Annotated in this window: 8 protein-coding genes; 5 read left to right on the forward strand and 3 right to left on the reverse strand. The window is 61.8% G+C overall.

Going from position 1 to position 13,965, the window contains the following annotated elements:
• Window positions 1–36 precede the first annotated feature (36 nt).
• Window positions 37–2,199, reverse strand: a complete 2,163-nt coding sequence (gene uvrD / locus KZ772_RS12430) for a DNA helicase II (RefSeq protein WP_290539479.1) — start codon at window positions 2,197–2,199, stop codon at window positions 37–39.
• A 183-nt stretch (window positions 2,200–2,382) separates the two neighbouring features.
• Here uvrD and KZ772_RS12435 point away from each other — a divergent pair, with 183 nt between their 5' ends.
• Entirely contained in the window at window positions 2,383–5,262 is a 2,880-nt protein-coding gene (locus tag KZ772_RS12435) for a GGDEF domain-containing phosphodiesterase (RefSeq protein ID WP_290536862.1), read from the forward strand.
• Window positions 5,263–5,416: 154 nt separating this feature from the next.
• Here KZ772_RS12435 and KZ772_RS12440 read toward each other — a convergent pair whose 3' ends face one another.
• A complete protein-coding gene (locus tag KZ772_RS12440; protein ID WP_290536863.1) occupies window positions 5,417–6,397 on the reverse strand; it encodes a hypothetical protein in 981 nt (326 codons plus the stop codon).
• Window positions 6,398–6,483: 86 nt separating this feature from the next.
• On the opposite strand from KZ772_RS12440, the gene KZ772_RS12445 reads away from it, so the two are divergent.
• Window positions 6,484–7,329: a metal-dependent hydrolase gene (locus KZ772_RS12445; RefSeq protein WP_290536864.1), complete on the forward strand. Its 846-nt coding sequence runs from the start codon at window positions 6,484–6,486 to the stop codon at window positions 7,327–7,329.
• 206 nt (window positions 7,330–7,535) lie between these two features.
• On the opposite strand, the gene KZ772_RS12450 is transcribed toward KZ772_RS12445, so the two are convergent.
• Window positions 7,536–9,833, reverse strand: coding sequence for a mechanosensitive ion channel domain-containing protein (locus tag KZ772_RS12450; RefSeq protein WP_290536865.1), 2,298 nt, complete (start codon window positions 9,831–9,833; stop codon window positions 7,536–7,538).
• Between the two features lie 242 nt (window positions 9,834–10,075).
• Between KZ772_RS12450 and KZ772_RS12455 the strand changes: the two genes are divergently transcribed.
• From KZ772_RS12455 to KZ772_RS12465, 3 genes are all read left to right on the forward strand, one after another.
• Window positions 10,076–10,762: a hypothetical protein gene (locus KZ772_RS12455; protein WP_290536866.1), complete on the forward strand. Its 687-nt coding sequence runs from the start codon at window positions 10,076–10,078 to the stop codon at window positions 10,760–10,762.
• Window positions 10,762–12,507, forward strand: a complete 1,746-nt coding sequence (locus tag KZ772_RS12460) for an SDR family oxidoreductase (protein WP_290536867.1) — start codon at window positions 10,762–10,764, stop codon at window positions 12,505–12,507. Before KZ772_RS12455 ends, KZ772_RS12460 begins: the two co-directional genes overlap by 1 nt.
• 395 nt (window positions 12,508–12,902) lie before the next feature.
• Complete coding sequence (locus tag KZ772_RS12465) at window positions 12,903–13,748, forward strand: MerR family transcriptional regulator (RefSeq protein WP_290536868.1); 846 nt, start codon at window positions 12,903–12,905, stop codon at window positions 13,746–13,748.
• Window positions 13,749–13,965 lie beyond the last annotated feature (217 nt).

Here is a 13,965-nt window from a genome sequence, read left to right on the forward strand (position 1 = left end):
CGCGTCAGACGTCCGTCGTCCGACGTCAGACTGTTTTCAAATCACTTCCAGCCGCGCGTACTGGCTGACCAGCCACTTGGTGCCGGCGCCGTCGAAATTGATCTGTAGCCGCGCATTGGGGCCCTGGCCCTCGAAATGTAATACGGTGCCCTCGCCAAATTTCGGGTGCAATACCCGCGCCCCCAGGTTGATGCCATTGGATTCGGTTTCGCGAATCGGTCGCGCCGCGCCGCCCACCGGGCGGCTGAAGCCGGCCCGGGCGCGGATTTCTTCAAGAAACTCGGCGGGAATTTCGCGCAGAAAACGACTGGGCGGGTTGTGGTTTTCATTGCCGTAAAGGCGGCGGCTCTCCGCATGGGTCAGGTACAACTCGCGCATGGCGCGAGTCAGACCCACGTAGCAGAGGCGTCGCTCTTCGGCCATCCGGCCCGGCTCCTGACTGGACATCTGGTGGGGGAACAGACCTTCCTCCATGCCACAAATGAATACCGCCGGGAATTCCAGCCCCTTGGCGGAGTGCAGGGTCATCATCTGCACCGCGTCCTCGTGGGCGTCGGCCTGGCCCTCGCCGGATTCCAGCGCCGCGTGGTCCAGAAACGCCGTCAGGGAATCCAGTTCGGACTCTTCATCCTCGTCGCCGAATTCCCGGGTGGCAGACACCAGCTCGCGCAGGTTCTCCAGACGCTGCTGGCCCTTCTCGCCCTTTTCCTTGCCGTGGAAGTCCACCAGGCCACTGGCTTCGATCACATGCTCGGTGGTTTCCGCCAGCGACAGGCCTTCACACTGCTTGTCCAGTTGCGTCACCAGGTTCAGGAACACCGCCAGGGCATTGGTGGCACGAGCGGTAAGTAACTGCTCACTAATCAGTGCCTGGGCGGCAGCCCACAGGGACACGCCGCGCTGACGCGCCAGCTCACGCAGGCTTTCCAGGGTCTTGTTGCCGATACCCCGGGTGGGGGTGTTCACCACCCGCTCGAAGGCGGCATCCGCATCGCGATGGCTGAGCAGGCGCAGGTAGGCCAGGGCGTTCTTGATTTCCGCCCGCTCGAAGAAGCGCTGACCGCCGTAAATGCGGTAGGGAATGCCGGCCTGCAAAAAGGCTTCTTCCAGTACCCGGGACTGGGCGTTGGAGCGGTACAGCACCGCCATTTCCCGCCGCGCGGTCCCTTCCTGGAACAGCTTCTCCACCCGCCCGGCGATAAAGCGGGCTTCGTCCACTTCGTTGAAGCCGGCATAGAGACGAATCGGGTCACCGTCGCTGCCCTCGGTCCACAGTTCCTTGCCAAGCCGGTCGGCATTGTTGCCAATCACGGCGTTGGCCGCTTTCAGGATGGTGCCGGTGGAGCGGTAGTTCTGCTCCAGGCGGATGGTGCGGGTATCCGGGAAGTCGCGGCTGAACTTGTGGATGTTCTCGATCTTGGCGCCGCGCCAACCGTAGATGGACTGGTCATCATCACCGACGATGGTCACGGCGTTATCGTCGTTGGCCAGCAACCGCAGCCAGGCGTACTGGATGCTGTTGGTATCCTGGAACTCGTCCACCAGGATGTGCCGAAAGCGACGCTGATAGTGACCGCGCAGGCCATCGTTGTCGCGGAACAGCTCCAGCACCCGCAACAGCATTTCGTTGAAGTCCACCAGGCCGCTGCGCTCGCAGGCTTCTTCGTAGCCGAAGTAGATCTTCTGCATGGTCTGCACGAACAGGTCGCCATTGGCGTCCATGTGCTTGGCACGCAGGCCCTCATCCTTCTGGCCATTGATAAACCAGGTGGCCTGACGGGCCGGCCAGCGCTGCTCGTCCAGCCCCAGCTCCTTGATCACCCGCTTGATCAGCCGAATCTGATCATCCGCATCAATGATCTGGAAGCCCTGGGGCAGGCCCGCCTCCTGCCAGTGGGCGCGCAGCAGGCGATGGGCAATGCCGTGGAAGGTACCCACCCACATGCCGTCGGCGGACATGTCCAGCAACTGCTCGATGCGCCCGCGCATTTCGGCAGCGGCCTTGTTGGTAAAGGTCACCGCCAGAATACCGAACGGCGAAGCCTGCTCGGTGGCGATCTGCCAGGCGATGCGGTGCACCAGCACCCGGGTCTTGCCCGAGCCAGCACCGGCCAACACCAGCAAATGTCGGTCATCGGCAGCCACCGCATCGCGCTGGGCCGGGTTCAAACCATCAATAAGGGAAGTTACGTCATCCATGGCGCGGAAGTTTAGCAGAATGTCCGCTGGCGCGATGCCTGCATACTGAATCCGGTCAGAGGAATCCATATGACATGGCAATACGCCACTATCGATAGTGAGATGGCGGTTTCCCTTGGCATCGACGATAGGTAAACTGACAAAGAAAAACACTCGGCTAAACGCCAGAGGATAATAATCAAGGTGTCTTCGCAGTCTCCGCAAACCCGAACCGCTCCGCCGTTCAATGGCGTGGTCACTGAACAGTGCCAACTGTTACTCAGTGGCATTGCGGTATTGATTTTGCTGGAAATAGCCAGTGCCATCACTCTGGTATGGGCCTATTGGGATACACCGACTTCCCGACAGCATCTACTGCTCTGGCTGGGGCTGGTGGGTGCCGTGCAGGTCGGCAGGATGGTCGCCTTGCCGCTGTGCCATCGGCGCCTGCGCAACGATATGGCCACACCCCATTGCCGCCGCATTCTCTCTGTCATTGCCCTGAGCTCCCCATTGATCCTGGGCGCGGCCGGCTATCTGTTCAATCCTCTGGACACCCTGTTTGCCAGCGACATGCTGGCCGCCCAACTGACCATTGCCTGCCTGGGACTGGGGCTGAGCACCATGGCCCTGGCCGCCTACAGCAGCCACTTCCCCACCGTTTTCCTGTATCTGCTGATGCTGCTCGGTCCCGGCGTGCTGCGGCTGTCGGAAACCCAGGCCCATGGCCAGCTATCACTGATGCTGCTGATGTCACTGCTGAGCCTGTTCTTCCTGTTTGCCGCCCGACGCATCAACCAGACCGGCCACCAGGCCATGATGCTGCAGGCCAGCAACCGGTCGCTGATCGACTACCTGAACCGCGCACGCAGCGACGCGGAAGCGCTCAACGAGAAGTTGGCCCAGGAAATCTATGAACGCAAGGAAGCCCGCCAGCGCCTGCAGGAAACCAACGAGCGGCTGGAATCCATGGTGCAGGAACGCACCCGGGCCCTGGGCGAAACCAACCAGGCCCTGGCGGCCACCGGTGAACGGCTGGAACTGGCGCTGGAAGCCAGCAATATCGGCCTGTGGGACTGGATGCTGGATACCGGCCGCAACTACCACACCAACTTCGACCGCCTGCTGGGCTACGACGGCGCCTACTTCAAGAACTTCTTCGGCGATCTGGAAACCCTGGTTCACCCGGATGATCTGACCCGCATCCGCCGCGCCATGGTATCCCACTTCAAGGGCCAGAATGATCGTTACCATGCGGTATACCGGCTGCGCCATGCGGATGGCAGCTGGCGCTGGATCGAGGACGAAGGCCGGGTGGTGAAATGGTCCGACCAGGGCCGCGCCCTGCGCATGATCGGCACCCGCCGGGATATCACCGAAGACCGCCAGAGCCAGGAACAGCTGCGGCTGGCTGCCACCGTATTCGACAACGCCCCGGAAGGCATCTTCATCCTCGACCACAAGTTCCGTTTCCTGGCGGTGAATGCCCGCTTCGAACAGATTACCGGCTACAGCGAATCCATGGTGCTGGGCAAGCAGGTGCTGGATCATCAGGAAACCGCCGCCAACCGCGACACCTACAAGATGATTACCGCCGCGTTGCGAGAGAACGGTTTTTGGGAAGGGGAAATCAACGAGACCCGCCGTAATGGCGAGCCCTTCCCCGAATGGCTGCAGGTCAGTGCGGTTCGCGATGAACAGAAGCGGGTGATTCGCTATGTGGGCATGATGTCCGACCTGACCGCTCGCAAGGAAACCGAGCAGCAACTGCAGTTCCTGTCCAATTACGACCGCCTGACCGGCCTGGCCAACCGCACCCAGTTCCGCGAGCATCTGCACAAGTCCCTGACCCTGGCGCGACTGAACCGGGAAAAGGTGGCACTACTGATGATCGACATGGATCGCTTCAAGCCGATCAACGAATCCCTGGGCCATGAAATCGGTGACCGCCTGCTCAAAGCCGCCGCCGAACGCATTGGCCAGCATGCCGGGGGTGAAGAAAACCTGGCCCGGGTGGGTGGTGACGAGTTTACCCTGCTGCTGGAAAACCCCGGCGGCGAAGGTGCCATCAGCCAGCATTGCCAGAAACTGATCAACGCCATGAAGAAGCCTTTCATGATTGATGGCCACGAACTGCTACTTGGGGCCAGCATTGGCATCAGCGTGTTCCCGGACACCGCCAAGGAGGCCCAGAGCATGATCAATCAGGCGGATATGGCGGTGTACCAGGCCAAGCGCAGTGGCGGCAACAATTTCCAGTTCTACCGCGGCAACATGCGCGTGGCCTCGGTAGAGCAGCTGGCCCTGGAGACCAGCCTACGCAAGGCCATCTTCAAGAACGAATTCGTGGTCTATTACCAACCGAAAATGGATCTTGCCAGCAACCGCATTACCTCGGTGGAGGCCCTGGTGCGCTGGCAGCATCCCACCATGGGCCTGCTGCCGCCGGCGGATTTCATTCCATTGGCCGAGGAAACCGGGCTGATCTCCGCCATCGGCGAACTGGTACTGGAGCGCGCCTGCCGCCAGGCCCACCAGTGGTACAAACAGGGGCTGGGCAATATCTGTGTGTCGGTGAACCTGTCGGCGCACCAGTTCCGCAAGGGCAATGTGGCCGAGATTGTCGACCGGGTACTGGAAAGCACCGAGCTACCGGCCCACCTGCTGGAACTGGAACTCACCGAAAGCCTGATCATGGAAGACATGGAGCAGAACATCGAACTGCTCCAACAGCTGCGCACTCGCGGCATCGAACTGGCCCTGGACGACTTCGGCACCGGTTATTCCTCACTGAGCTACCTGAAACGCTTCCCGGTGGACACCCTGAAGATCGACCGTTCCTTCATCATGGACCTGGACAAGAGCCCGGATGACGCCGCCATCACCCGCGCCATCATCGACATGGCCCACAGCCTGCAGATGAACGTGGTCGCCGAAGGGGTGGAAACCGAAGCCCACCTGAGGATCCTGCGCGACATGCATTGCGACAGCATCCAGGGCTTCCTGATCAGCCGCCCGGTGCCGGAGAAAGAGCTGGTGGAGTTGTTGCATACGCAGGCGTATAGGAAGGCGTTGGATAGTTAACAGTTAATAGTGAACAGTTAACAGCGCGCGGCGCTCTCGCCGTGGGGTCTGAAACGCAAGAGGCCGCGCCCATACTCTGGGCGCGGCCTCTTGCGTTTCAGATACAGCCCAACGCTGATCGCGTAGCTGTTAACTATTCACTGTTAACTGTTCACTAAAGAAGTTCGAGCGTCTCCGCCGCCCGAAAATACCCCTCCAGATGCCTGCGCAACCACGCCTCCAGCAGGCCTTCGGCGCGCAGTTTTTCCATGACCGGGGGCAGGAAGCGGCGGGCGTCGTCGAGCATCAGGGTGCGGGTGACGCCCAGTTCGTCCAGCAGATCCATCAGGGTGGTGTCGCCGTACTTGTCGAAGAAGGCGTTGACCCCGGAATCCAGCATGGCGATGAAGTAGTCTGTATGGCGCAGCTCGCGCCAGTATTCGAAGCCGATCACGAACAGCTCCTGGATATCCTCGCTGCTGATCAGTTCGCGCAGCTCGGCAACCGGGCGCTGGGAGAATTCCTGCCAGGCCACCAGCACCAGTTCGCGCAGTTCGTCCAGGTTTTCATCCCGGTACAGCCAGGGATCGCTGAGCAGTTGTTCAGTTCGCTTGAGCAGCCATTCCTGCAAACGGACTTCCAGACTGCCCAGCCAGCGAGCCGGCAGGCGTTTGCGCAGCTGCTCGTGAAGCGCCGGGGGCAGGCCCTGGTGCAGCAGGGTTTTCAGCCCCAGCTGGGCGCCGCCGGCCAGCAACGCCAGCAGCACCGGGTTACGGCCCAGCCAGGCCATGCTCTGGCGGGACAGGGGAATCTCCAGCACCTTGTCCAGCAGCGCCATCACCACGTCCTCGTCCACCACATCGCCAATCAGGCGGTCGCTCTGGATACCGTGGTCGTAGAACTGTTCCACCATGTCGCCAACCAGCTCGGGAATGGCGCCGCTGATGTCCATTTCCGCCGCGTATTTCTGCGCGGTAATGCGAATCTGCTCGGCGCTGACCCAATCGTTCAGGGTATAGCGGGTGGCCACATCCAGGGCGTAATCCAGCTCCTGTTCGATCAGCCCGTCCAGCTGCGCTGGCGACAGTTTTGCCAGCAGATGGTCGATCAGGCCATCGAGTAAACGATTGGCAACTTCCTGTTTATCTTCAGCCATTTTTTTCATTTCCCGGTGGAAAACCCTTGCTGCATGACACAGCAATTGTATCATCGAATGATGTAACAGTTACGGAGGTACGCACCATGGCGATCTCGATTCTCCCCATCCGCCGCAACCTGAAGTTCAACCTGAACCCGGCCAAGGCCCTGACCTGGCACCGGGACGGACTGAATGTCAGCCAGTTCATGAACACCATGAGCCTGTTCTTTCCGGTGGGTGAGCGCTTTTTCATCGACAGCGTACGCAATTACCGTGATCAGATCACGGATCCCGAGCTGAAAAAGGCGGTCACCGCCTTTATCGGTCAGGAAGCCATGCATGGCCGTGAGCACGAAGAATACAACGATTTCGTGGCCCAGGCCGGGATTCCCTTGCACGCCCAGGAAGCCTTTGTGGCCCGCCTGCTGAAAGCGGTGCAGGACTACTCCCCGCAATCCTTCCAGCTGGCCGCCACCGTGGCGCTGGAACACCTGACCGCCATTCTCGGCGGCGGCCTGCTGGATCTGCCGGAAATTCTGGAAGGTGCCGACGACGGCTACAAGGCCATCTGGAACTGGCACGCCCTGGAAGAAACCGAGCACAAGGCCGTGGCCTTCGACGTGTACCAGGTAGCCATTGGCGACGACAGCAATCTGGGCGCCTATGCCCTGCGCAGCGGCACCCTGGTGGCCGCCACCGGCATCTTCTTTGCCCTGATGATTCCTTTCTACCTGCACAACGTGCGCATCAAGGGCGGCATGACCGACCTGAAAGGCTGGCGCGCCGTGGCCAAGCATACCTGGGGAAAGAAGGGTATTTTCCGCAATATCACCAAGCCCTGGTTCGACTGGTTCAAACCCGGTTTCCACCCCTGGGACCATGACAACAGCGAACAGCTGAAGAACTTTGACGCCCTGCTGGGCGACCTCCTCAAGGAGGAGGCCGCCTGACGATTTTCATCACCGAGCTCTCCCTTTTCCGGTGACTCTCAGGGTCGGCATTGATGCCGGCCCTTTTTTTTGAGTTGCGAGTCCCACCGCTTTGCAAACGTAGGGTGCACTGAGCACACAGAGAAAAGTCTTTTCCGCGGTGAACTCTGTGCCCTCTGTGGTGAAAACTGGATGTCCAACAACGCCTGCCGTAGCAGGCGCCTGTCTTACCCGTCGTTGCCATCCTGAGTGGACACCACCCGATCGTCGGTCAGGCGGATGTTGCCCGCCGGTGCCTTGCCGTCCCGGTCTTCGCCGAAGTACAGGGTGGTATGGGGGAACGGGATCTCGATGCCGGCCTTGTCGAAGTAGATCTTCACCAGGCGGTTGAAGGCACGGCCCACCGCCCACTGGTTGCCCGGCGTGGTCTTGATCACCACGCGGATGTTCACCGAGCTGTCCGCCAGGGCAGTGACCCCGGCCACCGTCATGGGTGCCAGGATATTATCCTTGTGATCGCCCTCTTTCAGCGCCTCGAAGGCCGCCTCCAGCTGGACGATGGCGTCATCGATGCTCTCCCGGTAAGCGATACCGTACTCGCCCACATGGTTACCGAATTCACGGGTAAAGTTGGACACCGCATCCACCGAGGAGAACGGCACGATGTGGTAGGTGCCGTACAGGTCCCGCAGAGCCACCGAGCGAATCCCCACCCGGTCCACGGTGCCGGAGTTGCCACCGACGCTGACGAAATCGCCGGTATTCATGGCATTCTCCAGTTGAATGAAAATGCCGGTGATCACGTCCTGCACCAGCTTCTGGGCACCAAAACCAATGGCCAGGCCCAACACACCGGCGCCGGCAATCAGCGGGCCGATCTCTATGCCAATCTCGGAAAGCACAATCATCGTGGTCATGATGATGATGGTGATCGCCAGCGTGGTATGAAACAGGCCCAACAGGGTTTCACCCCGTGCCGCCTGAGCGGGGGTGCTGTCTTCCCCGGGGCTGAATTTGTGCTCCACCAGGCTCGCCAGGGCAATCCACAGGGCCGCCGCCAGCGCCAGGATAATCAGGATATCGATCAGTGCGGACACCGTCTGCGCACCGGCGGTGGTGGCATACCAGGCGGCCAGGTCATAGAACTCCCAGGCATCCAGCGACAGCACCACCACCAGAATCAGGATCAGTGCGCGGATCACTTTCAACCCGGTGGGCACGTAGGTGTTCACCCGGGCCTGCAACCGCGGCATGCTGGCATTGAGGCGCTCGGAAAGCTGGATTTCCTTGCCGATCAGCTGCCCCAGGGCCACTGACACCAGCAGCCCCACGCCTACGTACACCAGGGTTTCCAGGGTCGCCAACGCCACATAGGGCAAGGCGGTTTCCGGGTGCAGCACGGTGACCGCAAACACCAGCAGCGCATAGGCCAGCGCCAGCCAGTGCCAGAGGCGCGCCAGCAACAGCAGTGACAGACGCAGCGGACCGTAACTGGCATTGGCACGCTCGGTCAGCGCGTCACGCAGTACCTGGCGCTTGCGGAAAATCACCACGGCGGCATAGACCAGAGCCACCAGCATGATCAGGGTGCCGGTACCACTGCCAACCGCCGGGGACACATTGAAGTTCAGCACCGGCACCAGCACCAGCATGCCGTAACCGACCAGCCCGGCCTCCCGGGCCAGGAACCGGTTGCAGTAGCGCGCCTGTTCCGCCGCCACCGGCAGCAGCCGCAGGCCTTCGTACTGGGAGGAAAAGAACATGCGCAGGCCGGCCTTGGCCAGTTCCACGATCAGGAACGCATTCAGGAACAACGCCAGTCGGGTGGCATCCGCCCCCAGCTGCTCGCTCAGTATCGGCGCCACAAGGGTACCGGCCAGGTAGGCCAGCGCCACTACGATGATATCCAGCAGGGCGGCCACCGCCACGGCCACGGTGGTGCGCAGGATGGCCAACTTCTCCGAGCCGGCCCGGGCCCAGTGGCTGAGACGGCCAAAGGCAGAACTCGCCAGGGTACGCAGCACCCAGAACACCAGGAAGGTGATCACCACCAGAATGGCCAGATTGAGCAGCGCCGCGGTGACCGCTTTCATGTTCACCGGGGTGGTGGCAGCCACCTCGCCAGCGCTGTCATCGCTGGCGAACCAACCTGTCACCAGGCCGCTCATGGCCGCAAACTGTCGGCCCATGTCTCCGGCCAGGTTCCCGGTGGCCGACGCCATGCGGCGGGCCAGGGAGACCTGCTCGGCGGTTTGTCCGCTGGGGGCCTGGGCGGCGATTTCCGCTGGGGGCACCTCACCTTCCAGCCCCAGCGGGGCGGGGTTGGCGGCAGCCTCAAGACCCCGTAATTGGTCGATCAGCTGCTGGCGCGTGGCATCGTTTTCCAGCAGCTCCGCCAACTCACCATAGTTCTGCCCCGCAGGAGGCGCCTCCTGGGCAGGCAACGCCGTCGTCAGCATCACTAACAACAGGGAAAGAAGGGCTGTCAGGCCCCGCAAAATCTGGGCTTGATGGCGCACACTCATCTCCTTAGTGCCGGCTTCTGCCGGATCAACCGCTATATTTGAAGCTTATTCAGACGCATAGCCTAACAAGCCAGGAACGGAAAAATGTGAAGATCGCGCGAACGCTCTGTACCGGAAATGTCATCCGCCATTGACCGCCGGGAGGCGCTGACGGCAAAGAAATGCCAATCGCATCGGTTGACCATGACATTGACCACTGTAATTATCGGACTCCATTCCATAACAACATGGCGGAGGCGTTCATGAGCGCATTCTGGACCCCGAATCCCCAAGCACTGGCCCCCTATCTCCACAGCCGGGAACAGGCGGATAAATGCCTGCAGATTATCGCCGCCTCCCTGCTACCGGGGATGAGCGAACAGGATTGCGAGCTGCTGATCCGTGACTGGCTCCGTGCCCATCAATTATTCGATCCGGCCCGCCCGCCGAAGGTGCGCTTTGCCGGCCAGACGACCCGCCGTCGCTTTGGCCTGAACAGACCGGGAAAGCGCCGCTACCGGCACGGCATGAGCTATATACTGCGATGCGATGCGGTGCAGAACGGCCATGCCGCCAAAGCCAGCCTCAGTGGCCCGGCCAGTGCCGAGCTGGCGCCGTTGCACAGCCGCCTGCGCGATTTCCGCGAGCAGTTACCACAAGCCCTGCGCCGGGGTGAAACACCGCAACAACTGGCCCGCCGGTTCCCCGGCCTGCGCCAGCACTACCGGCTGGTACCGCTCACCGGCGCCCCGCCAGAGGGCAATTGCATTGGCGAGGAACCGCTGATCCCCGGGCTATGGCAATGGCAACTGACCTTCAACGATGGCCAGCACAGCGTCGCCTGTAGTGAATTTTTGCTGATGGATGATCAGGGCCCGCGCTGGCTGACCGCCACCCCGGACCACCTGCTCGACAACAGCGATAACGATAATCAAGAGGAAGCAGCCTGATGGTTCAGTGGCGCGATACAACAGTAAGCCGTGATGGCGTGGATCTGGCGGTACGCACCTGGAGTGCGGACAAGAGCCCCACGGTGATCCTGGTGCATGGCTACCCGGACGCCAACCACGTCTGGGAAAAGGTAGCCGAACGGCTCAGCCGGGATTTCAAAGTGGTCGCCTATGACGTGCGCGGCGCCGGCCATTCTTCCGTACCGAAAGGTCGGGCCGCCTACAAGCTTCGCGAACTGCGCGACGACCTGCATGCGGTCATGGATGCCGTCAGCCCGAATGAAAAGGTCCATCTGGTAGGCCACGACTGGGGCTCCATCCAGACCTGGGAATCGGTCACCGACCCGGGTGCCGAGCAGCGCATCGCCTCCTACACCACCCTGTCCGGCCCCTGCCTGGACCATGTGGGCCAGTGGATGAAGGCCCGGCTGCGCGAACAGAAACTCGGCGCCGTGCTCAACCAGCTCTCCCATTCCTGGTACATCGGCGCCTTCCAGCTGCCGATACTGGCCCCGGCCCTGTGGAAAGCCGGCCTGGCCAAAGCCTGGCCGCAGGTACTGCGCCGCACCGAAAACCTGGACAGCGAACCCAGCGCCACCCAGCTGCAGGATGGCACCCACGGCATTGAACTGTATCGGGCCAACATGCTGCCCTGTCTGCTCAAGCCCCGGGAACGACACACCAAGGTGCCGGTTCAGCTGATCGTTGCCCGCCAGGACAACTATGTGCGCCCGGCCATGCTGGAAGACCTGTCACAATGGACCGAGAAACTGTGGCGCCGGGAGCTGGATTGCGGGCACTGGGGCCCGCTGCTGCAACACCCGGACGTAACCGCCGACTGGATCCGCGAGTTCATCCAGCACATTGATGGCGCCCCTGCCTCCGGCCCCCTGCAGCGCAGTGAAGTCACCGGCAAGCGGATAAAAGGTCCTGACAGCGGCAAACGGGTGGTGATCACCGGTGCCGGCTCCGGCATCGGCCGAGAAACCGCCCTGGCCTTTGCCCGCCGTGGCGCCCTGGTGGTATGCACCGATATCAACACCGAGGCCGCCGCCGCCACCGCCCGCATCATTACTGCCGAAGGCGGCGATGCCCTCAGCCGCAAGTGCGACGTGAGCAGTACCCGCTCCATGGAAGCCCTGGCCAACTGGGTGGAAAAGGAACTGGGCGCACCAGATATCGTGGTCAACAACGCCGGCATCGGCCTGTCCGGCTCCCTGCTGGATACCAGCGTGAAGGACTGGCAGCAGGTGCTGGGCGTCAACCTGTGGGGCGTGATTCATGGCTGCCGCCTGTTTGCTCGCCAGATGGTGGATCAGGGCCGCGCCGGCCACATCGTCAACGTGGCCTCCGCCGCCGCCTTCATGCCCTCGCGCATGCTCCCCGCCTACGCCACCAGCAAGAGTGCGGTGCTGATGTTCAGCGAATGCCTGCGCGCCGAACTGGGCGACCATAACATCGGCGTCAGCGCCATCTGCCCGGGCATCATTGATACCCCCATCACCCGCAACACCCGCTTCGTGGGCGTGGACAATGAAGAGCAGGACCGCCGTCGCCAGCACGCCCACAAGCTCTACCAGCGCCGCGCCTTCACCCCGGACCGGGTGGCCCAGGCCATCGTCGAGGCGGTGGAGAAAAACCGTGCGGTCGTGCCGGTGAGCCCGGAAGCACGGGGCATGCAATGGCTGGGACGCTTCACCCCGTCCCTGGCCCGTAACCTGGCCCAGGTGGAAATCACCCCCTGAGCCGAAGGGGACGTTTGAAGAAGCAGGGCTGTGCCAACGTTTTCGTCATGCAAGCATGTGACTTCCCACATACCTTCCGGCGTTTGAGGTGTGTGTGGGAAGCGATGCTTGCATCGCGAATCGGCCTGGCGGTGAGCTCCTCTTCGCGATGCATGCACGTTGATTCGCTATTCTCACCCTGCGGCGTTACTCCACTACGCTCACCCCGAGCCCCGTAGGAGCCAGCCTGCTCGCGAAGATGCTTCGAACAACGCCGTTTCGCTTGCAGGCAACCTCCTACCTCGGCATTGCAGCGCTCTGCCAAGTGACAACCATCACGTTTATGGCCGAAATCATCAATCCACAGCCACTGCGGACTGTGGCGCCTGTGCAAAAAGCGGGCTATCATCGCGGGCATGAAAACCAGTGACCGCAACCCCGCCGCAATCCTGCGCAGCCTGAAGAAATACACCCAGCCTGTGACCGGAGCGCTTCAGGCCGAAGCCGGCAACCACAAGGAATTTACCATCGACGAACTGGCCCGCGAGGCCGGCTCCACGGTGCGTAACGTGCGTGCCTACCAGGACCGGGGCATTCTGCCGCCACCGGAAAAACGCGGACGCACCGGTATCTATACCGATGTGCATCTGGCGCGCCTGAAAATCATCGGCGCCCTGCTGGAACGCGGCTACACCCTCAACAATATCCGTGACCTGCTCAGCGCCTGGGAACAGGGCCGTGAGCTCAACGATATTCTCGGCCTGGAAGTGGCGGTCACCTCCTGGCAGACCCCCAGCGTGCCCTCCTACCTGGATTACCAGGATCTGCTGGATGACTTCGGCGAAGACATCACCCCGGAAGTCATGACCAAGGCGGTGAAGCTGGGCTACATCATTCCCGAAGGCATGCGCCTGCGCATTCCCTACCCGCGCATCTACAACGCCGGCAAGGAACTCAGCGAAGCCGGTGTCCCCCTGGACGCGGTGCTCACCCACGTGACCCTGGTGCGCGAGGAAGTCGACAAGCTCGCCGAGCGCTTCATCGGCATGATCATCCACCACCTGGTGGACGAGAAGTACGGTGACGAAGCCCTGCCGGAAGGCGAAGACGTGCCCAAACTGGCCGACTTCATCACCCGCATCCGCCCGCTGGCCGACGCGGTGGTCAGCGACGAGCTGGGCCGGGTACTGGAGAAGAGCATCAACAAGATTCTGGTCGACCGCCTCGCCAACGTGCTGGCGCACATCGAAAAGAACATCTGAAAAGCAGCTGCAAGCCACAAGCTTCAAGCTACAAGGCGCGAGACAGATTTTCCTGTTCTGCGCCTCAGTGCCCGCGCAATTACCTGGGTGCGCGGGCACGGCCTGTCAAAATCCCCTGCCTGATCCTCGTTGCAGCTTGAAGCTTGTGGCTTGTGGCTCATTCCCGGAATCGCGGGCACATCCTGTCCGTGCCTGACACCCTCCCCCGCGACTCATA

Origin of the sequence: Alcanivorax sp., assembly GCF_019431375.1 — a bacterium.
GTDB classification, from domain to species: Bacteria; Pseudomonadota; Gammaproteobacteria; order Pseudomonadales; family Alcanivoracaceae; genus Alcanivorax; species Alcanivorax jadensis_A.